The following is a 20,201-nucleotide window of genomic DNA, read 5'->3' as shown; positions in this document are numbered from 1 at the left end:
CGAGTCGGTCCCACCCCTTCCCATCCCGAACAGGACCGTGAAACGACTCCACGCCGATGATAGTGCGGATTCCCGTGTGAAAGTAGGTAATCGTCAGGCTCCCCAGCAGCAACAGAAACCCCACCGGACACCGGTGGGGTTTTTTGCGTTTACAACGAAAATCAACAATCGAAAGTGACTGCGATATCGAACCGGTAATCCAAATTCCGACGCCGAATTCTGTCCGAAATTTCTTTGCTTTTTTCGTCGCCACTCTCCCGGCGAACGCCTCGTTCCCCTAGGCAGGAGTGGCACACCGTTTGCGTAGAGGTCCGCACCACACCATATCAATAACGAGTACTGCCATGCGCCCAGACCACACTGCTTCAGAGTTCGCCCAGACTCAACCACTGCTATCCGCAACGCTCGACAGCACCGACGCGGCCTTGCAGTCGCCGCAAGCCGGCGCGTTGTCGCGAGTGACGTTCTGCTTTGCATGGCTTTTCGGACTCGAGCCTTTCCTGACCGGTGCCCTCGACGATTCCCCGCGCTCCCGTCTGGATCGTCACTGAACTTGGTCGGCGTCAGCTGCGAACGGCAAGTTTGCGGGCATTGAAAGTTTCGCCACCGGGCCACGCAGTTTGTACCATCGCTGCCGATGGAGCGGGTGAGGACAGGAAACTAGGGAAACTACGTCTAAAAAAAAGTACGTCCGTGCCGTTAAATAGCGGTGGAAGGCGGTTGCATCGTCACCGTCTGCTCCCAGCACGGGCTGAGTCACGCGGCGGTCGGCGCCGCAGTTCACCCCCGGGCCACGCCCGTGCTGGCAGCTTCCCACTTCGACAGTCACGTTTCGCCGTGAGATTACAACTAGAACGGTTCGCAACGAAGAAGAGCAACAATTACCTCAACCGCCGCAAGGCGGTTTTTTATTGCCTGTTTCAATCCACTGAATGGCCATCTGATTCTCAAAGCTCGAGGAATCGAGCAAAGAAAGAGCCCTAGAGAAACATATAAAGTTCCCAATAATTTTAAATAAATTAATTGAACTTCCTGACATCAGAACGATTAATCTTAATTTCAAGAAATCAATTGTTACAGATTAGCCAATTGTTTCGACCCGATTAAGTCATGTCTATTAAAACACTGTTGCAATTGCACAACTTTAATATTGAGATGTTGCAAAGTTTTAATGTCCATAGCAGTTGCATCAATGCCGGCATTTCGCGATAAATACATAAAAAACAAAGACTTAATGCCTGCGACAAATGGATTGTTGCTGATTTCGAAAAATCATCTTGTGAGAATCGCGACCGTTGGCATCAGGGTGTCCCCCTACACTCACGCTTCGTTCTAAGGGTGCCCAACCGATCCGGAAAGGTCGGTGAAACGGGCGGCAGCGCAAGGCTCACGCGCTGCAGAGTCAGGTCCCGCTCCCCGCGTAAATTTATCGAACTGGAGTCCCTCGCATGAAAAAGAGTCTCATCGTCGTCGCGGTTGCTGCATCGTTCGCTTCCGTCGCTCACGCACAAAGCAGCGTGACCCTGTATGGTCTGCTGGATGCCGGCCTGACCTACACCAGCAACGTCGACCACAACTCCAAGTATGCGGCCGGTAGCGGCGGCATCAACCAAAGCCTGTTCGGTCTGCGCGGTTCGGAAGACCTGGGCGGCGGCCTGAAGGCAATCTTCACGTTGGAAAGCGGCTTCAACATCAACAACGGCAAGTTCGCTAACAACAACGGCATGTTCAACCGTCAGGCATTCGTCGGCCTGTCGAGCGCGCAATACGGTACGGTCACGCTGGGTCGTCAATACGACGCAGCTCAAGACTACCTCGCGCCGCTGACGGCAACGGGCAGCTGGGGCGGTACGTACTTCGCTCACCCGTTCAACAACGACAACCTGAGCACGAACGGCGGCTACGCAGTCAACAACTCGATCAAGTACTCGAGCGCTAACTACGCTGGCTTCACGTTCGGCGGCACGTACGGCTTCTCGAACCAGGCTGGCGCATTCGCAAACAACCGCGAATACAGCTTCGGTGCTGCGTACCAGTACCAAGGTCTGCGTTTGGGCGCGGCTTACGCCCAGCAGAACAACCCGGGTGCAACCAATGCTGCCGGCACGGCAAGCAACGGTGGCGCATCGGACGGCGCAGTGCTGGGTCTGAACGGCAACTTCCGTCAGCGTGAATTCGGCGCAGCAGGTTCGTACTCGTTCGGCCCGGCTACGGTCGGTCTGGCATGGACGCAATCGCGTGCCGACAACTACACGGCTGGCCAACAGTCGCTGCGCGCTAACAACTACGAAGTCAACGGCAAGTACAACATCACCCCGGCTCTCGGCCTGGGCGTTGCTTACACGTTCACGGACGGCCGTGGTTATGGCGTGACGACGGATGGCGGTTCGGAGAAGGTCCGTTACCACCAGATCGGCGTGCAAGCTGACTACTCGCTGTCGCGTCGCACCGACGTGTACGCTGAAGCCGTGTATCAACACGCAATCGGCGACAGCGCAGTGGCTTCGATCTACAGCGGCGATAACACGCAACTGCCGTCGTCGTCGAAGAACCAGACGACTGCAACGATCGGTCTGCGTCACCGCTTCTAAGCTTCAGCTTTACTCGAAGTCAGGTAGCAACAAAAAAGGTGCCGTCCGCGGCACCTTTTTTTTATGGGCGCGTCGAACTGAAGATCCCCGACCAAAGTGGCGGCCGGTCCAACGACATTCGACGTTGGCCGAAGCGAGCCCGGGTCGGGCGCAAAACCCTCGACCACGAGCGCGAGTCCGCAACGCTGCCAGCACGCGTTACCGGATGCGTCCCATCGCATGAAACCTGCCGCCGCCAACCCGTTGTTTCCGCCACAAACCATTCTCGATCTGACCGACGAGCAATGGCAACGTATCGCGCCGCTCCTGCCGGAAATGACGCGCAATGCCCGCCGACGTGGCCGCCCCAATATCGATATCCGCCGCGTGTTGAATAGCGTGCTCTGGGTGCTGCGTGCCCGCGCGCCATGGAGCGCGTTGCCGGAACACTATGCGTCGTATCAGACCGCGCACCGCTATTACCTGCGTTGGAAGAACGCCGGTGTGCTCGCACGAATCGCGGTCGCCTTGTTCGAAACCGAGGCCATTCTCGAGCGGCGGGTCGCACGCAAGGGCGACGCGCTTCCGGTCTGATGCGCCTGCAGTTCGTCACGCACAGCCGTCACGCAATGCAAGGTGTATTGATTAGCTGACAATTCACCTCCACACCAGCTACTCTAGTCTTCCAATCAGAACAGCGACGGCGCATTGCAGCGCCGGGGAGACAGGAAGATGAACGACAGATTCGAAGCAGGACTCGAGCGGCGCAAAGCGAATTACGTACCGCTGACCCCAATCGATTTCATCGCGCGCACGGCGGAAGTCTACGGCGACCGGCTCGCGGTCGTGCACGGCGAGATCCGGCGCAACTGGCGCGACACCTACGAGCGCGCGCGCCGCCTTGCCAGTGCGCTGCAGCAAGCCGGCATCGGGCGCGGCGATACGGTCGCCGCGTTGCTGCCGAACATCCCGCCGATGATCGAAGCGCACTTCGGCGTGCCGATGTCGGGCGCCGTGCTCAACACCTTGAACACCCGGCTCGATATCTCATCGCTGCTGTTCATGCTGCGTCATGGCGAAGCGAAAGCGCTGATCGTCGACACGGAGTTTGGCGAACTCGCGCATCGCGCCACGCTCGAATTCCCCGAGTTGCGCGTCATCAGCGTGGCCGACGCGATGCCGGCCGAGCCCGACCAGTTTATCCGCGCGACCGACTACGAGACTTTCCTGCAGAGCGGCGACCCCGCGTTCGCGTGGACGCCGCCCGACGACGAATGGGATGCGATCGCGCTGAACTACACCTCGGGCACGACGGGCGATCCGAAAGGCGTGGTCTACCATCATCGTGGCGCGTATCTGAATGCGCTTAGCAATATCCTCGAATGGGATATGCCCAAGCACGCGATCTACCTGTGGACGCTACCGCTCTTCCACTGCAACGGCTGGTGTTTTCCGTGGACGGTCGCCGCGCGCGCGGGCGTCAACGTGTGTCTGCGCAGGTTCGATGCGAAGACCGTGTTCGATCTGATCCGCCGCGAAGGCATCACGCACTATTGCGGGGCGCCGATCGTCCAGAGCGCGCTCGCGAATGCGCCGGCCGAGTGGCGCGCGGGCATCGCGCATCGCGTCTCCGCCATGGTGGCAGGCGCTGCGCCGGCGCCTGCCGTGATCGCCAAGATGAAAGAGATTGGTTTCGACCTGACGCACGTGTACGGACTCACGGAAACCTATGGTCCGGCCGCGGTCTGCGCAAAACAGGAGAGTTGGGAGACACTCGACGACAGCGCCCGCGCCGACATGAATGCGCGACAAGGCGTGCGTTACCACTTGCAGGCGGCGGTGACGGTGCTCGACCCGGACACGCTCGCGCCGGTGCCCAGCGACGGCGAGACGATCGGCGAAATCATGTTCCGCGGCAACATCTGCATGAAGGGGTATCTGAAGAACGAGCACGCGACGGAAGCCACATTTAGCGGCGGCTGGTTCCATACCGGCGACCTTGGCGTGCGCATGCCGGACGGTTATATCCGCATTCGCGACCGCAGCAAGGACATCATCATTTCCGGCGGTGAGAACATTTCGAGTATCGAGGTGGAAGACACGCTATACCGTCACCCGGCGGTATCGGTGGCGGCCGTGGTGGCCATGGCCGATCCGAAATGGGGCGAGGTGCCGTGCGCGTTCGTCGAACTCAGGGAAGGCGCTCAGGTGAGCGCAGAAGAAATCATCGCGCACTGCCGGCTATTTCTCGCAAGCTACAAGCTACCGAAAGCAGTGCGCTTCGGCGAATTGCCGAAGACATCGACGGGGAAAATCCAAAAGTTCGAACTGCGCGCGCGCATCAAGTCGGAAGGCAGCCAGTAACACGCGATCATGCCGGGCGCCGCGCGCCGAACGGCGCGCGTGCTGTCGAGTCAGGTGTTCAGGTGACTAGGCGGTCCGGCGGTCCGGCGGTCCAGCGTTCCGGCGTCAGGCGTTCAGATGAACAAGCTCAACCGCGCGTGTCGACCCAGTGATGTGCCCAGCTTGCCGAGTGCTGCAAAGCCTGTTCTTCGTTCATGAAATAGTCGAGCGAATAGAACTGGTAGCGCCCTTCGGCACGCGCGCTATCGGCGCGTTCGAGCAGCAGGTTGGACGAAAAACTACCGTCGGGCAAACGATGCGCCGAAGGTTGGACGGCATAGCCGTTGTAAAGATGAATGTGTTTGTTTTGCATTTTATGTTTTTAATGATGTCGACTGCGTCTGCCGTGCGATGGTCTCGATGGATCGCGCGGACGAACTGAATTCAGGCTATGACGAGCCGAATCGGAACGCAGTCGGAAAGCGTAAAAGTACGGTGACGATGTACGTGCACTCAGGGCGTAAAACTCAAGCGCTGAAGCAGGGGCACTGTAGCCGCATCGGGCAAGAAATGAGGGGGTGCAACGAATGAGGTGCAACGAGGCGTTTGGCGCTTGGGCTAGCTGCAAATAACGTGTGCAGCCAAAAAAGCGAATCGCGCCAACTGTGGGAGTGACAAACTCCGCGAGGGGTCGCTGCAGCCCGATGTCCGTTGCCGGACACCGAGCCCTTCAAACTTACAGCGGCTTGATGTTAGCCGCTTGCAGACCCTTCGGGCCTTGCTTCGTTTCGAAGCTCACTTTCTGATTTTCAGCCAGCGTCTTGAAGCCGTCGCCGCCGATTTCGGAGAAGTGTGCGAACAGGTCGTCGCCGCCCTTGTCCGGAGTAATGAAGCCAAAACCTTTGCTGTCGTTGAACCACTTAACGGTACCGGTATCCATGAAGAATCCTTGAGTAAAAAATAGAAAAGTATTTGCTCGATGAAGAGCGCGTGAAGCGTCAAGGAGGGAGAGGACAACGAATACCGCTGAGGGAGCGAGACATTGATGAACAGCAATCGAACTTCTTGAACTTCGGGTGCCACCTTAACCGGTGGCCCGTCGCAGAGTCAACCCTTAACTTGTAACTGTTTCGTCGGTCCGGGTTGACGATGCCTCAGATGCCTGCTTTGTGCGCGGTCAGAATCAGCCGCAAGCCGAGCGCGGCGACCGCCGTTGCCGCGACGCGATCGATCCACTTCTTCCCGCGCAAATAGATATCGCGTGGCCGTCTGCTCGAGAAACACAACGCGACGACCGTGTACCAACCTGCTTCGATCGCGAAGATCGCCGGCGGTAACGCGAAGTAAGACCAGAGCGGCGGATGCTGCGGAAGCAGGGCCGCGAAGATGCTGCCGTAGTACACGGCGGTTTTCGGATTGCTGAGTTGCGTACTCAAACCAATCCAGAACGATTTGCGTGGATTCGCCGCGGCGCGTTGGGCGGCATCGAAAGCCAGCGGCTGTGCCGCGCCGCGCCAGATCTTCACGGCGAGATAAACCAGATAGAGACCGCCGGCCACTTTGAGACTTACGTAAAGCCATTCGACGGTGGCGAGCAGCGTGTACAACCCGAGCAATGCAATCCCGCTAAAGAACACGCCGCCGATGCCCATGCCGAGTGCCGTCGCGAGCCCATCGCCGCGCGACAGACCAATCGCGTTGCGCGCCACGATGACGAAGCTTGGTCCGGGACTCATGGCGCCGAGCAACAGCGCGGCGAGGATCGTGATAATCGCGGTCGTGGCGGGCATGGCAGGGGTCTCCTTAGGTTCGGTATGCAGGAACGAGCGAACATAGCACGAGCCTGCCCGGCGCGCGACCCGCAGCGTACTCGACGCAGGTCGAATAGATTGGATGCTAGAATCGTTGCCCATATGCTAATGCCGCCTCGCCATGATCGAGGCAAATTCCGAGGCGAAAAAAAGACGGGCGAGAGTCAGCCTGAACGACAGCCTGAACGAGCCGCGAATCGAAGCATTCTTCCGTAGAAAAAATATCGGCAGACGTGGTGTCCGCAGCGCGGTTGTTCGCGCTATAGGAAACGTACGGCTGCATCGATTGCACGCCATCCCCATCTATTCATTCCGCGACAAACGCAACGTTATGAAAGTGCGAGCAGAACAACAGCAGTTCGATTTCGACGGCAATGCGCGCGAGCGTTTGATCGTATGGATCAAGCGACGTATGGACGAATACGGCATTACGCTGGAAACGCTGGCCGAGTCGATCGAGGCCGACGCCAATGCGGTACGCGCGGTGATGTATCGCGACGCTTACGGCAACACCTGGGACGGTTACGGCGACAAACCCGACTGGCTCGCCCGCGCAATTTACGCCGGGCAGAACATCGAGCACTTCCGTTGCAGATAACCAGTCCGCAAAAACATGGCGAAAAAAAAGCCCGCGTGGAGCGGGCTTAACTACTCGGAGTTTCACGATCCAGTCGCCAGACGGATCAAGGGCAGTGTAGGTGAAAGCTAGTTGAAAGTATAGAAAAACCTTCTCTGAGCCTCGCTCACAGATCGAAAAACACGGTTTCCCCGGCGCCCTGCATGCGGATATCGAAGCGGTACACATTCTCCGTATTAGGTTCGCGCTTCGCGATCAACGTCTCGCGCCGCTCTGCCGGCACGGCTGCAAGCACTGCGTCCTGTGCGTTCGCTTCGGCTTCGTCCTCGAAATAAATCCGCGTGAAAGTGTGCAGCAGCATGCCACGCATAGTCACGATCACGTTCAGGTGCGGCGCCTCGTCGGGATTCGCACGACCCGGTTTCACGGTTTCGACGACGTAGCGCTTATGCGGGTCCGTGCCCGTACCCACGCGCGCAAAGCCGCGAAAACCCGTCTTCAGAATTTCTTCGCGCGACTCCGGGTAATGACCGTTCGCATCCACTTGCGATACTTCGAGCATCGCATCGCCAATCACCTTGCCATCGCCGTCGAACAACTGGCCGACGATCGTGATGTGCTCGCCCGCCGCTTCCCGATCGGCCACGACCGGCGTGAACAGGCTGCGAAAATCGAAGTCGTATTGCTGCGGGCACAAGCCGTAGGCGAAGTACGGGCCGACCGTTTGCGAAGGCGTTTGCTTGAGAGTCGTCATGGCTTAGCGCTCCATCGGGGTTTCGTTGCGGCCGCGCAGGACGATGTCGAAGTCGTAGCCGAGCGCATAGGCTTCCTGCGTGGTATCCAGCGAGAAATTCGCGATCAGACGCTCGCGTGCCTGCTCGGGCGTGCCCTGGAAAATCGGATCGAAGGCGAGCAGCGGATCGCCGGGAAAGTACATCTGCGTGACGAGGCGCGAGCCGAAGTGGTCGCCGAACAGCGAGAAGTGAATGTGGTTCGGGCGCCAGGCGTTCGGGTGATTGCCCCACGGGTAAGCACCCGGTTTGATGGTCAGAAAGCGGTAACGGCCCTCGTTGTCGGTCAGGCAGCGGCCGGCGCCGAGAAAGTTGGGATCGAGCGGCGCGTCGTGCTGGTCGGCTTTATGAACATAGCGGCCGGCGGCGTTTGCCTGCCAGATTTCGACCAGCGTATTGCGCACCGGGCGGCCGCCTTCGTCGAGCACGCGGCCGGTGACGATAATGCGCTCACCCAGCGGCTCGCCATTCTTCACGGCATTGCGCGTCAGATCGTGATCGAGCGCGCCGAGGTCTTCCGTGCCGTACACCGGCACGCGCTGGTCGCGCAGCTTTTCTTTTAGCGGAATCAGCGGCAGTGTCGGGCCGCGTTTGACCGAGGAACCGTAGCCGGGATAAACGTAAGCGGGATGGGACGCAAAGTCGCGCGAGGTGAGAAAGGACTCGTCCATCAGTGTCTCCTTCGAGGAATTGTGGGATTGCATCTTGTGACGCGACTTTAACCAACCGGCACGGTTATGAAAAATGACGTTTTCGACCTTTTCGTATAACCTCCTGTTATGCAACGAAGCCTCGCGGACAGCCGCGTCAAATTCCGTCATCTGCAGTGTTTTCTGGCCGTCGCGCAGTTCGGCAGCGTCCAGCGCGCCGCCGACAGCCTGTCCATCACCCAGCCCGCGGTGTCCAAGACGGTCGCCGAACTGGAGGCGATCCTCGGCGTGAAACTGTTCGAGCGGGGTCGTCACGGTGCGGTGCCGACCCGTGAGGGGCAACTCTTCATGCCGCACGCGAGCGCCTGCGTCGGTGCGCTGCGCCAGGGCGTCGACCTGTTGTCGCGCACGGAAGGCGCGGCCACGCTGACGCTGGAAGTCGGCGTGCTGCCGACCGTCGCCGCCGCGCTCATGCCGCCGGTGCTCAAGCGGATCGCCGCGCTCTGGCCGCGCGTCATCGTGCGCCTCGCCACCGGTGCCAATCCCGAACTGCTCGAGCGCCTGAAGGCCGGCAGCATCGAATTGGCCATCGGCCGGCTGGCGGACCCGGAGAGAATGGTCGGCCTGAGTTTCGAGCAGCTTTTCAGCGAACCGTTGATCGCCGTGGTGCGCGCCGGTCATCCGCTAACCATGGCGCCCGCGCCGGGCGCGGGTTCGCCGTCCGCTACGCTGGAAGATTTCCCGGTGGTGCTGCCGCCGTTCGGCACACTCATCCGGCAATCGGCGGAGAGCCTGTTGAGCGCCTGGGGCGTCGCCCCTCTGTCGGCGTTCGTGGAGGTGTTGTCGGTGTCCACAGGCCGCGCTTTGGCGCTCGAGAACGAGGCAGTCTGGTTCGTCCCGCTCGGCGCCGTGGAGTACGAGTTGCAGCACGGCATGCTCGTACGCCTGCCGTTGCCCGGGCCCTTCGCGGGCAACGGCACGGGCGAGCCGGTCGGCTTGATCCGCCGCTCCGACACCCAGCCGTCGCCGGTAGGCCGCGCCTTCATCGACGCGGTGCGCGAAGTCGCGCGGGAACGCATGGCCGCCATGGCGGCAACATCGTCGTCGGCCGCGTCTGCCACCCGGCGCGCCAGCAGGCGTCAGCGTCGGCCGGCCAGAGACACATAACCCGCTTTGTGAACCATTCAGTACAAAATCAGAGTTGCGGACGCCCTGCGACCCGGTGTACAAACACGTGCTGATACCATCGGTGCCGTGAAAATCAGCACAAGCGTCGAAAGACTGTACAAGGAGATTGCCATGCCCAGCGACTTGCCCACTCCAGACGCCGCGTTCTGCGCGGTGTCTGCGCCGGAGCAGAATCCGCTCGGCACGGCCGGCCTCGAATTCGTGGAGTTCGCGTCGCGCGACCCGCAAGCGCTCGGCGAAACCTTCGTCCGGCTCGGCTTCAAGGCGGTCGCCCGGCATATCAGCAAGAACGTCACGCTGTATCGCCAGGGCGGCATGCAGTTTCTGCTGAACGCCGAGCCCGATTCGTTCGCCGAGCGTTATGCCGAAGAATACGGCGCGGGCATCTGCGCGATCGGCATTCGCGTCGCCAATGCGCAGCGTGCGTTCGAACGCGCGATCGAACTCGGCGCGTGGGCGTTCGAAGGCGAACGCCTCGGCGCGGGAGAACTGCTGATTCCGGCCATTCAGGGCATTGGCGATTCGCACATCTATTTCGTCGATCGCTGGCGCGGCCGGAATGGTCAGCAGGGCGGACTGGGCGACATCTCGATCTTCGACATCGACTTCCGGCCGATCGTCATCGACACCGCGCAAGCCGATCTCAGCCATGCGGGCACCGGCCTGACCGAGGTCGATCATCTGACGCAAACGGTCGGCGAAGGCCGCATGCAGGAGTGGGTCGACTTCTATCGCGACCTGCTCAATTTCCGCGAGATACACGAGTTGCACGCGAACTGGCATGTGTCGGCGGAATCGCGTGTGATGGTTTCGCCGTGCGGCGCGATTCGCGTGCCGCTGTACGAGGAAGGCACGCGTCGCACGAATCTCATGCACGAGTATTTGCCCGAACATCCGGGCGAAGGGGTGCAGCATCTCGCGCTCGCCACCGACGATATTTTCGCGTGCGTCGAGCAGTTGCTGGCCAACGGTGTCGAGTTCGTCGAACCGCCGGCGCGCTATTACGAGCAACTGGATGCACGTTTGCCGGGTCACGGACTCGACGTCACGCGACTCGCGCGCACGCATGTGCTGGTGGATGGCGAGATAGCCGCCGACGGCCGCGCGTTACTGTTCTTCCAGACCTTCGTGCGCCGCGGCCCCGGCGAGATATTCTTCGAGATCGTGCAACGGCAAGGCCATCATGGTTTCGGCGAAGGCAATCTCAGCGCGCTTGCGCAGGCGCGTCGAGCGGCCGGCGCGTAATCTTCGCCTACGAGCGCGGGCCGCTCAGGTCCCGATGTCCGGCGGCTGAGGAAATTCCGCGCCGGTTGCCATCCATAACACTTCGGCATCTTCTGTACTGGTGGACACCGCGGCGTGACCGGTGCGGCTGTCGAAGTAAAGACTGTCGCCCGCGTTCAGATGCGTCGGTGCGTACAACTCCGAATACAGGCACACGCTGCCGCTGATCACATAGAGAAACTCTTCGCCTTCGTGTCGGCCCCAGTCGTCGAACGCGTCGAGCGTGTGCGCCGAAATGCGGATGCGAAACGGCAGCATCGCCTTGTGCGCGAGATCGGTGGCGAGCAGTTCCATCTGATAGCCGCGATACGCGTGACGCTGGCCTTCGTCTTTACGGGTCAGCGCGCGGCGGCCGTTCGCATTCACCTTTTGCGCCGGACCGAACAACTCGCCGATATCGATCTTCAGACCCAGCACGATTTTCTGCAGCACGTCGAAAGTGGGGGACATCAGGCCGTTTTCGACTTTCGATAGCGTCGATCGCGAGACGCCGCATAACTGGCTCGCCGCTTCCAGCGTCAGGTTTTGCGCCTGACGGGCTGCGCGTACGCGGCGGCCCAGGTCCGTGGTGGAGGCGTCGGCGGATTGGGTGAGATGGGTGTCCATGGAGGGTGGCGTCGAGGCTCGCCAATCGGGCGATCGGTGGGGCCGATCATAGCATTGGGGGCGCACCGCGCCCCCTCGCATGGACGACGCGTGATGCCTACTGCCCGATCTGGCGCAGCGGCTTGCCGGCCATGAGCTTGCGTTCGATCTGTTCGAGCGAGACGCCCTTGGTCTCCGGCACGATCCACAGCGTCATCAACACGAAGACCGCGTTGAGGAGCGCATAGAGCCAGAAAGTCTGCGCGTTGCCGACGGTATTGAGCAAAGTCAGGAAGGTTGCGCCCGCAATCGTATTCGCCACCCAGTTGACGAAGGTCGACACGGCGATACCGAAGTCGCGGCCTTTGATCGGCTGGATTTCCGCGCACAGAATCCAGATCATCGGACCCGCCGACATCGCGAAACCGGCGATGAAGATCAGCAGCGCCGCAACCGCCGCGTACTGATGTGCGGGCGTCGTAATACCTACGTGCATCAACGTGCCGAGCGATGCAAGCGCCAGCGCCATCACGGTGAAGCCGGTGTACAGAATCGGCTTGCGGCCCCAGCGATCCACCAGCCCGATCGCGACGAAGGTCAGCGCCACGTTCACCACGCCGACGATCACCGTGCCCCACAACTGGTCGTGCGAGCTGCCGTAACCGGCCAGACCGAAGATACGCGGCGCGTAGTACATGACCACGTTGATTCCCGTCAGTTGCTGCGCGATTTGCAGCAACACGCCGAGCAACACCGAGCGGCGGAAATTCTTGTTGCTACGAAACAGTCCCCAGCCTTCGAACTCGACTTTCAACTGTTCGTCGATTTCGCGCATCTCGGTTTGAATCGCCTGCTCGTCGCCGCGCAGTTTGTGCAGCACCGCTTCCGCTTCTTCACGGCGGCCGACGCTCATCAGCCAGCGCGGACTGCGCGGCAGAAAGATCAGACCGACCAGCATGGCGAGCGCGGGGAACGCGATCACGCCGAGCATCCAGCGCCAGTCGCCGCTACCGCTGAACGCCGTGTTCGACAGGAAGGCGGCGAGAATGCCGACCGTCACCATCAGTTGATGCAGCGAGATCAGCGCGCCGCGCATCGTGCGCGGTGCGATCTCCGACAGATACAGCGGCGCCGTGAACGATGCGATGCCGACGGCGAGACCGAGCAGCACCCGGCCGCCGATCAGCATGGCGGGGCTCACCGCGAACGCGCACAGCGTGGAGGCGAGCGCGAACAGCGCCGCGGCGATCATCAACGAGACCTTGCGGCCGATGGCGCGCGCCATCCAGCCCGAGCCGAGTGCGCCGATGGCGGCGCCGACCATCATCGAGCTGACGATCCATTCCTGCATCTGGTCGTTGACCTGAAACTGTTTTGCGATGAACGGCAGCGCGCCGGAAATGACGCCGATATCGAGGCCGAACAGCAATCCGGCGAGCGCCGCGATCGCGCTAGTCAGCACGATATGAAACCGTTGATGCGTTGGCGCACCCGAATGCGCGTGAGGTTGATGATGCGTTGTCGACATTTATTTTCCTTCTCTTTCAGGCCATTGCTTTCATTGTTGTTTCGGATCGACGGCCGTTGTTTACGTTTGCATTCCGGCGCGCGACTACCTGCGGTTCAGGGCGGGTAGCAGTTGGCATGCCCGGGTGCGAACAGGCCGAAACGAGGGCGCCGGATTATAAGCAAAGGGAAGCGTTGCCGCGTGCGGCAAGAGGTCTTTTCTGAAAGATCCCAACGAGGATTCAGGCGGCGGCGCCCGATCGCGAGGTCAGACTGCCGTGGGCGCCGATCTGCTGCAGGATCGCCTGCACGACGCGCTCGACGCTCGGCCAGTTGCGCTCGGGCTGATCCGCGAGGTAAGTCTCGGGCGCCACGCTCAGATACGGCAGCGGATAACCCCAGATCGCATCGTGCACGGCAGGCCGCGTCACGCTGCCGCCGAGCACCGCAACCGTCGGCCGATGAAACGCCGCGGCGACGTGCATCAGCATCGACGCATTGCTCAGCACGAGGTCGGCCTGTTCGGCCAGCGCGAACACGACGCGCATCGAGACGTCGCCGGCTACCGAGCGTATCGGCACGTCCGCGCCGGCGGCGGCGATCGCTTCGCGCGCGCGACCGCGATCGGCCTCGCTGCCGACAATCACGATATCGCAGACCGTGCCCGCGGCTTCGAGGATATGCGCCGCCTGGGCGAGCGCCGCGCCGGCCTGCTTCGGGTCCCACGCCTTGCTCGCGACGCCCGCGCCCACGCCGACCAGTAGACGCACGTTCGGATGTCCGGCGAGCGGCGCGTGCCAGATGCTCGCGGCGTCGGCGCGCTCGGCGTCGGTCGGGAACAGTTGCGGACGCGCGTCGGGCAGCGACGTGGCGCCGAGCAATTCCCCCTGCGCGAGCGCGGCACGAGCGCTCGAGCGCCGCGCGAAATCGATGTACGCCTGGCAGCCGCTCCATCCGCCGCGATAACCGCGCACGCCGATGCGATAGCGCACGCCGGCACGCATCAACAGCAACGCGCCCATATAACTGCCGAGCACGTCGATGCCGACATCGAAACCGCCGCGCGCGCGCAGCGCCGCGACTTGCGGCGAGCGCCAGAGAAAGCGCAACACGTTGCGCGGCGAACGGTCTTCGACCAGCTTGTTATTCCACGGCGCGTCGAGCACGACGATTTCATCGACGAATGGATTGTTTTCGAGGATCGGGCGTCCCCAGCTTCCCACGCCCGCGATCAGTCGGGTGGTGGGAAAGCGCCGGCGCAGCGCTTCGAATAGCGCAGTGGTGGTCAGCAGTTCGCCAAAATCGTTTGGGCGCAATACCAGTATTTCGCGTGGCGTGCCGCTTAACGGATCGAAGCGTGGCCGGTGAAACTGTCCGAGTAGCCAGACCGGTGCTTCGACCAGCAGGTTCTTCCAACCCATTTTTCGCTCCGCATGACTTCGCATGCCGTGACCGCCGCGGCCCAGCTCGTCCCGATTGTGCATGCCAGCGACGGTGCGCTCTGTGGCGGTCCGTACAGAACCGCGAATGTCGACGCGCGCGCGTGACATGGCAGGCCGGCGCCGACAGATGACATAATTGCCCGTCGTCATCGCAGCCCGTCAGCGGCTGTTTGTCTATCAACGAGGAGATACACATGAGCAAAGGTTATTGGGTCGTGGCTTATCGCGTGATCAAGGACCCGGAGAAGGTCGCGGCCTATGCGAAGTTGTCGGCGCCCGCGGTCGCCGCGACGGGTGGCAAATTCATCGTGCGCGGTCCGGCAGAAACCGCCCATGAGCAAGGCTTGAAAGAACGCACGGTGGTGATCGAATACCCGAGCTACGAGCAGGCTCTCGCCGCCTACGACAGCGACGAGTACAAGAAAGCGCTCGAAGCGCTGGGCGACGGTGTCGAGCGCGACCTGCGCATCGTGCGCGGCGTCGAGTAACCTGGCGCGCATGCGTGGCTGGAAGCACGAGTTGGAAGCATGAGTGACCGCCGGTGCGGCCGTGTGCGCAAGACGCACCCGACGGCCGCACCGGCAAATAAAAACAAACGGCAAGGGGAGGGGAGATGACCGGGAGACATCGCGGGCGATGCCTGCTGATCGGCATGGTGATCTGTCTGCTCGACGCGTGTGCAGCTAGCGGGTGGAACGACGATTCCGGCCCCGCGCTGCCCTCGGCCGAAGACACCATGAACCAGTGTCTCGCACTGGCCGCACCGCATGCTCGACCGTTCGTGGACACCGGGCACCTGAGCCTGATTCTGAGCCGGAAGGAATGGTCCCGCTACGTGGGCTGCACGCTCGCGCGCAATATGCGGGTCGCGCGCGACAACGTCGCCGGCAATCCCGAAGCCACCGTATCGATCCACCTCGCTGCCGATGGCGCCGTGACGTCGGTCGACCTGCCGCAGTCGAGTGGAAACCCCGCATGGGACAAGGCCGTGCAACGCGCCATTGCGGCGGCTTCGCCGTTGCCGCGCGCGCCGGCGACCCTGCAGGCGTCGCGAGTCGACATGAAGTTTAGTCCGCACCCTCAGGCAACCGGCATCGGCGGCAGTACCGGCTTGACGGCCGAAAGCCATTGGACGGTCCGTCATTGCACGACGGTGGGCGGTGTCAGCGCCTGCAATTAGCGGTGTAGCGCAGCGTGCGGTCTGCGCGGCGAATGGGCGCTATGGGATAATTTCGCGCCCGCGTAGCAATCCCGCACGAACCCGACCGATATGTCCACGAGGAACGACCTTGTCCAGCCATGATGGCGCACCGGCGCCGAGCGCCAGTCGCCCGCCGCCGGCAGAAAAACCCACCACGTTCCAGTTCTTTCTGATCTGCGCACGCATCGGGCTCACGAGTTTCGGCGGCGGTTTGAGCGGCTGGTTTCTGCGCGAGTTCGTGCAGGACCGCCAGTGGCTCACCGAAGAAGAGTTTCTCAACGGCCTTGCGCTTTCGCAGGCGCTGCCCGGCGTCAACATCAAGAACCTCGCCATCTGGATCGGCAATTACCTGCTCGGCTGGCGCGGCGCGGTCGCGGGCTTCTGCGGCATCATTTTTCCTTCTGCCATAGCGATCATTCTGCTCGGCATGTTCTTCTCGGCGATTGCCGGCTTTTCGCTCACGCATATTGCGCTTGCGGGCGCGGCGGCCGGGGCGATCGGCCTGTCGCTCTCGATGGCGATTACGGCAGTGCGGCGCCTGCCGCGTCGCGTCGTGCCGTTGATCGTGTTCGGCGTCTCGTTCGTGTCGGTCGCGCTGTTCAGATTGCCGCTCGTGTGGACCGTCGTCGTGCTCGGCGGCCTGAGTGTCGCCTACGAATACGTCCGCGCGCCGCGCGACGAATAACGCCCCGTCTTCTTCCAGGAGCAGCTTTCTTGTCCCGAACCTTGATTGCGCTGATTTCCGTGTTTGCGCCGCTGTCGCTCGTCACGGTCGGCAGCGGGCAGGCCATCATCGCGGATGTGCAGCGGCAAGTGGTCGACGTGCATCACTGGATGACGCACGCCCAGTTCGTCAGCGACTTCGCGATTGCGCGGCTCGCGCCCGGTCCCGGTTCGCTGCTCGCGACGCTGATCGGCTATCAGGTCGCGGGCTTGCCGGGCGCGCTCGTGACGACTCTCGCGCTGCTGGGCCCAACGGCTTTCCTGATGTACGGCGTCTCGCACCTGTGGACCAGACATCGCGGGGCGCGCTGGTTGAATGCGCTGCAGGCGGGACTGCGTCCCGTGGCAGCGGGTTTGATTCTGGCCGCGGTCTATACGCTGGTGAAGGGACTCGAAGGCGGCTGGATAGCGTGGCTGACGGCGCTGGTCTCAACGGCCATTGTGATGAATACGAAGGTCAATCCGCTGCTGCTGATTGCGGGCGCCGCCCTGCTGTTCGTGCTGCTTCGTCTGGCCGGCGCCCTCTGACTGCTCGATGGGCGTTCAGTTAGCGAGCATTTCCACCACGGCGATGACCGCCGTAAAAATGCCGATACATCCGCCCAACGTGGCTGCGCCTTGCATGAAGTGCGACATACGGGACCCCGTGAAGTGTGGTTGAGAGCCCGTATTAAATCGCAGTTGAAAGCTAAAAGAAAGGTTTAAAAAATAAACCGCAATGCGTCAGGGTGCCGATGCGGCTTCGGCCGGCACCGCTTTCGCCGACGCCGCGGCGGGATCCGTTTCCCAACCGCCGCCGAGGGCGAGGAACAGATTCACCTGATCGGTTGCCACCTGGCCTTCGGCCGCCGCCACCTGCGACTTCGTCGCGGTGAGCGTGCGGGTCGCGTCGAGATCCGAAATGAACGACTCGCGGCCGGCGCGGTACAGCCGGTGCGTTTCATCGGCCGACTGGCTCGCCGAGGTGAGCGCGGCGCGCAGCGCTTCCGCGCGTGTGTAGTCGGACGCGTAGGTGGCGAGATTCGTCTCGGTCTCGCGCAGCGCGGTCAGTACGACGCCGTCGAACTTCGCCAGTGCGACCTGACTCGACGCCTGCGCTTCGCGCACGCGGCCGCGCGCGCCGTCGGCGGGGAAGGTCCAGCTGATCAGCGGACCGAAGCCCCAGCGCGCCGTCTGTGCGGTGCCGAGGTCCTCGAGCACGCCGGTCAGTCCGGTCGATGCGCCGAGGCTGATCGTCGGATACAGCGCGCCCGTGGCGACGCCGATTCGGGCGGTCGCCGCCGCCAGTTGACGTTCGGCTTCGCGGACATCGGGACGGCGCTTGAGCAACGCCGCGCCGTCGCCGACCGGAATCGGCTGGCGCAGTCGCGGCGGCGCCTGGCAGGTCAGCACGGCCGGCGGCAAATCGGACGGCGCGCGGGCGAGCAGCGCCGCGAGCCGGTATTGCGCGATCTTGCGGCGCGCCGTGTAGCGCGGAATATCGGCCGTCACGGTTTCGACCTGAGTCTGGCCGCGCGTCACTTCGGTCTGATTGCCGCGGCCCGCATCGCGCAACCGGCGTGAAACGTCCACGCGCTGCTTCTGCAAATCCAGCGATTGCTGGGCGATCTGCAACTCTTCCGCTGCCGAACACTGTTCCACGTAGGAGCGCACGACGTCCGCCACCACGGTGATTCGCGCGAGATCGCCTGCCGCCTGCACGGCGGCGGTGTCCGCCTGCGCCGCTTCCACGCCGCGGCGCAGCTTGCCGAACAGATCGAGTTCATACGACACGCTGATGCCGACATTGCCTTCGTTAGCCACCGGCAGCTTTTCGAACAGCAGGTATTGCTCGCCCGATTCCTGCGCGCGTTCGGCGAGCGCCGTGGCCGACCCCGAGAAGCCGCCTTGCGCTCGCGCCACGCCCAATGCTTCGCGTGAGCGCGCCAGGTTGGCCGACGCCACACGCAGGTCGGTGTTCGATTTCAGTGCTTCGTCGACGAGACCGTTCAGAACCGGGTCGTCGTACAGCTTCCACCAGACTGCCGGCACATTCTGCTGCGAAGTCAGGCTGGTGTCGGCGCCTTCGATCGGCGCGTTGGCGAGCGGCGCGTTGACGAGCGCCTGCTGCGGCAGCGCGTAATTCGGGCCGACCGTGCAGCCGTCGAGCGCGATCGCCAGCGGTAACAGGGGTAACCACGGCCAGAGCGACCGCAGTGCAGAGGAGGGCAGAGCGCGCGACAGCTTCATTTCGATGCGCCCGGAACTGAGGCCGCCGGGGCCGAGGTTGTGACCGTGGTGCTAGCCGGGACCAACGCTGGCGTCGACGCCGCCGAAGCGACGGCCGGACCGGAGACTGAATTAGAACTCGCAGCCGACCCCGAAGCCGCCACGGACCCCGCCGCCGGTTGCCTGCCTTTAGCCAGCGACAGATCCCGCACCGACACCGTCGCCGTGCGTCCGGCGATCATCCGGAAGTCCGCCGGCACTTCGTCGAGCGCCACGCGCACGGGAATGCGTTGCGCGAGCCGCACCCAGCTGAAAGCCGGATTGACGTTCGGCAGCAGATTCGAGCCTTGCGTCAGATCGCGGTCTTCGATCGCGGCGACGATGCTCTGCACGTGACCGCGCAGCGCGTTCGGCTCGCCCATCACCGTAATGTCGACCGGTTGACCGATCGCGATGCCGCGCAGCTTGGTTTCCTCGAAGTAGCCGTCGACGCGGAACGAGTGCATGTCCACCACGGCGAGCACCGCGTGTCCCGCCGCGACGAATTCGCCTGCGCGCGGCGCGCGGTCGTTCAGATAACCGTCTACCGGGCTCACGATGGTGGCGCGCTGCAGATTCAGCCGCGCGGTATCGATCGCGACGTTCGCGTCGGCGAGTGCGGCTTCGCCCGCTTCGACGCGCGAGCGGCTTTCCTCGGAGATTTCCGCCGCCACCAGGTTGCCGAGCTGACGATTACGCGCGTCTTCGCGGCGCGCCTGATTGAGCGTGGCGAGCCGTTGCTGCGCGGTGGCCTGCGCCTGACGCAGCGCGAGCGCATAGCGCGCGTGATCGATGACGAACAGCACCTGGCCTTTGCTGACCTGCTGACTGTCCGTCACCTCGACCGAGGTGATCAGCCCGGAGACGTCCGGCGCGATCTGAATGACGTCGGCGCGCACGTGGCCGTCGCGCGTCCAGGGCGCAAACATGTAATAGCCGACCAGCTTCCACAGCACGATGGCGGCGAGCGCGACGACGATCAGGGTCAACAGGATTCGACCGACGGAGAACCAGGTTTTTTTCACGTTATTAGTCTGTGCGAAACGACAACGACAAGGCCCAGCACCAGCACATAGATGCCGAGATCGAAGATGGAGCGATGCCAGACGAAGCGGTAGAAACCGATGCGTCCGAGCAGCGTGCGGATCGCGAGGTTGATCAGATACGCGATCAACATCAGGAGGAGCACGGCCGGCACGAACACGCCGAAAATATCGATTTCACCGATCATCGCGGAAGGGGCAAAGAAAGTAAGGGAGCCGGCTGGCGAAGGCCTGCTTCGC

The 20,201-nt window shown here is 62.4% G+C and carries 22 protein-coding genes; 11 read left to right on the top strand and 11 right to left on the bottom strand.

Annotated features, from left to right (window positions below):
- Nucleotides 1-344: 344 nt before the first annotated feature.
- From FQ746_RS21650 to FQ746_RS21635, 4 genes are all read left to right on the top strand, one after another.
- A complete protein-coding gene (locus FQ746_RS21650; protein ID WP_144111698.1) occupies nt 345-551 on the top strand; it encodes a hypothetical protein in 207 nt (68 codons plus the stop codon).
- An 897-nt stretch (nt 552-1,448) separates the two neighbouring features.
- A complete protein-coding gene (locus tag FQ746_RS21645; RefSeq protein WP_144111697.1) occupies nt 1,449-2,591 on the top strand; it encodes a porin in 1,143 nt (380 codons plus the stop codon).
- Nucleotides 2,592-2,810: 219 nt separating this feature from the next.
- Nucleotides 2,811-3,164: a transposase gene (locus tag FQ746_RS21640; protein ID WP_144111696.1), complete on the top strand. Its 354-nt coding sequence runs from the start codon at nt 2,811-2,813 to the stop codon at nt 3,162-3,164.
- A gap of 138 nt (nt 3,165-3,302) precedes the next feature.
- Entirely contained in the window at nt 3,303-4,934 is a 1,632-nt protein-coding gene (locus FQ746_RS21635) for an acyl-CoA synthetase (RefSeq protein ID WP_144111695.1), read from the top strand.
- A gap of 127 nt (nt 4,935-5,061) precedes the next feature.
- Here the strand turns inward: FQ746_RS21635 and FQ746_RS21630 are convergent, their stop codons facing one another.
- From FQ746_RS21630 to FQ746_RS21620, 3 genes are all read right to left on the bottom strand, one after another.
- The gene (locus tag FQ746_RS21630) at nt 5,062-5,286 is read right to left on the bottom strand and encodes a hypothetical protein (RefSeq protein WP_144111694.1); all 225 of its coding nucleotides are present in this window, start codon (nt 5,284-5,286) and stop codon (nt 5,062-5,064) included.
- Between the two features lie 363 nt (nt 5,287-5,649).
- Nucleotides 5,650-5,853 (bottom strand): cold-shock protein, encoded by a 204-nt coding sequence (locus tag FQ746_RS21625; RefSeq protein WP_144111693.1) that lies wholly within the window; start codon nt 5,851-5,853, stop codon nt 5,650-5,652.
- Nucleotides 5,854-6,067: 214 nt separating this feature from the next.
- Complete coding sequence (locus tag FQ746_RS21620; RefSeq protein WP_144111692.1) at nt 6,068-6,703, bottom strand: LysE family translocator; 636 nt, start codon at nt 6,701-6,703, stop codon at nt 6,068-6,070.
- Nucleotides 6,704-7,055: 352 nt separating this feature from the next.
- Here FQ746_RS21620 and FQ746_RS21615 point away from each other — a divergent pair, with 352 nt between their 5' ends.
- Nucleotides 7,056-7,322, top strand: coding sequence for an H-NS family nucleoid-associated regulatory protein (locus tag FQ746_RS21615; RefSeq protein ID WP_144111701.1), 267 nt, complete (start codon nt 7,056-7,058; stop codon nt 7,320-7,322).
- Nucleotides 7,323-7,467: 145 nt separating this feature from the next.
- On the opposite strand, the gene pcaG is transcribed toward FQ746_RS21615, so the two are convergent.
- The gene (pcaG, locus tag FQ746_RS21610; RefSeq protein ID WP_144111691.1) at nt 7,468-8,055 is read right to left on the bottom strand and encodes a protocatechuate 3,4-dioxygenase subunit alpha; all 588 of its coding nucleotides are present in this window, start codon (nt 8,053-8,055) and stop codon (nt 7,468-7,470) included.
- Nucleotides 8,056-8,058: 3 nt separating this feature from the next.
- Nucleotides 8,059-8,763: a protocatechuate 3,4-dioxygenase subunit beta gene (pcaH, locus tag FQ746_RS21605; RefSeq protein ID WP_144111690.1), complete on the bottom strand. Its 705-nt coding sequence runs from the start codon at nt 8,761-8,763 to the stop codon at nt 8,059-8,061.
- A 108-nt stretch (nt 8,764-8,871) separates the two neighbouring features.
- Here pcaH and pcaQ point away from each other — a divergent pair, with 108 nt between their 5' ends.
- Nucleotides 8,872-9,909: a pca operon transcription factor PcaQ gene (gene pcaQ, locus FQ746_RS21600; protein WP_144111689.1), complete on the top strand. Its 1,038-nt coding sequence runs from the start codon at nt 8,872-8,874 to the stop codon at nt 9,907-9,909.
- A gap of 132 nt (nt 9,910-10,041) precedes the next feature.
- Entirely contained in the window at nt 10,042-11,175 is a 1,134-nt protein-coding gene (locus FQ746_RS21595; RefSeq protein ID WP_144111688.1) for a 4-hydroxyphenylpyruvate dioxygenase family protein, read from the top strand.
- Between the two features lie 24 nt (nt 11,176-11,199).
- On the opposite strand, the gene FQ746_RS21590 is transcribed toward FQ746_RS21595, so the two are convergent.
- From FQ746_RS21590 to FQ746_RS21580, 3 genes are all read right to left on the bottom strand, one after another.
- On the bottom strand, nt 11,200-11,820 hold the full coding sequence (locus tag FQ746_RS21590; RefSeq protein WP_144111687.1) for a helix-turn-helix domain-containing protein: 621 nt from the start codon (nt 11,818-11,820) through the stop codon (nt 11,200-11,202).
- Between the two features lie 97 nt (nt 11,821-11,917).
- A complete protein-coding gene (locus tag FQ746_RS21585) occupies nt 11,918-13,327 on the bottom strand; it encodes a sugar porter family MFS transporter (RefSeq protein WP_144111686.1) in 1,410 nt (469 codons plus the stop codon).
- A gap of 220 nt (nt 13,328-13,547) precedes the next feature.
- A complete protein-coding gene (locus FQ746_RS21580; protein ID WP_144111685.1) occupies nt 13,548-14,726 on the bottom strand; it encodes a glycosyltransferase family 9 protein in 1,179 nt (392 codons plus the stop codon).
- Between the two features lie 215 nt (nt 14,727-14,941).
- Between FQ746_RS21580 and FQ746_RS21575 the strand changes: the two genes are divergently transcribed.
- The 4 genes from FQ746_RS21575 (at nt 14,942) to FQ746_RS21560 (ending at nt 17,199) form a co-directional block, all read left to right on the top strand.
- Complete coding sequence (locus FQ746_RS21575) at nt 14,942-15,235, top strand: DUF1330 domain-containing protein (protein ID WP_144111684.1); 294 nt, start codon at nt 14,942-14,944, stop codon at nt 15,233-15,235.
- 125 nt (nt 15,236-15,360) lie between these two features.
- Nucleotides 15,361-15,927: an energy transducer TonB gene (locus FQ746_RS21570; RefSeq protein ID WP_144111683.1), complete on the top strand. Its 567-nt coding sequence runs from the start codon at nt 15,361-15,363 to the stop codon at nt 15,925-15,927.
- 109 nt (nt 15,928-16,036) lie between these two features.
- Nucleotides 16,037-16,633 carry a chromate transporter gene (locus FQ746_RS21565; RefSeq protein WP_409932415.1) on the top strand — a complete coding sequence of 199 codons (597 nt, stop codon included), beginning with the start codon at nt 16,037-16,039 and terminating at the stop codon, nt 16,631-16,633.
- A gap of 29 nt (nt 16,634-16,662) precedes the next feature.
- Nucleotides 16,663-17,199 carry a chromate transporter gene (locus FQ746_RS21560; RefSeq protein WP_144111682.1) on the top strand — a complete coding sequence of 179 codons (537 nt, stop codon included), beginning with the start codon at nt 16,663-16,665 and terminating at the stop codon, nt 17,197-17,199.
- Between the two features lie 195 nt (nt 17,200-17,394).
- On the opposite strand, the gene FQ746_RS21555 is transcribed toward FQ746_RS21560, so the two are convergent.
- Genes FQ746_RS21555 through FQ746_RS21545 form a run of 3 tightly spaced genes read right to left on the bottom strand, consistent with a single transcriptional unit; the run spans nt 17,395 to nt 20,149 of the window.
- The gene (locus FQ746_RS21555; protein WP_144111681.1) at nt 17,395-18,900 is read right to left on the bottom strand and encodes an efflux transporter outer membrane subunit; all 1,506 of its coding nucleotides are present in this window, start codon (nt 18,898-18,900) and stop codon (nt 17,395-17,397) included.
- Nucleotides 18,897-19,943, bottom strand: a complete 1,047-nt coding sequence (locus FQ746_RS21550) for an efflux RND transporter periplasmic adaptor subunit (protein WP_144111680.1) — start codon at nt 19,941-19,943, stop codon at nt 18,897-18,899. The genes FQ746_RS21555 and FQ746_RS21550 overlap by 4 nt, the downstream gene beginning before the upstream one ends.
- Entirely contained in the window at nt 19,940-20,149 is a 210-nt protein-coding gene (locus FQ746_RS21545) for a DUF1656 domain-containing protein (protein WP_144111699.1), read from the bottom strand. The genes FQ746_RS21550 and FQ746_RS21545 overlap by 4 nt, the downstream gene beginning before the upstream one ends.
- Between the last annotated feature and the right edge of the window lie 52 nt (nt 20,150-20,201).

Source organism: Paraburkholderia sp. BCC1886, from assembly GCF_900996245.1.
In the GTDB taxonomy this organism is placed as follows: Bacteria; Pseudomonadota; Gammaproteobacteria; order Burkholderiales; family Burkholderiaceae; genus Paraburkholderia.
The sequence above is the reverse complement of the archived record's forward strand: the minus strand, read 5'-3'. Positions and strand labels throughout refer to the sequence as shown.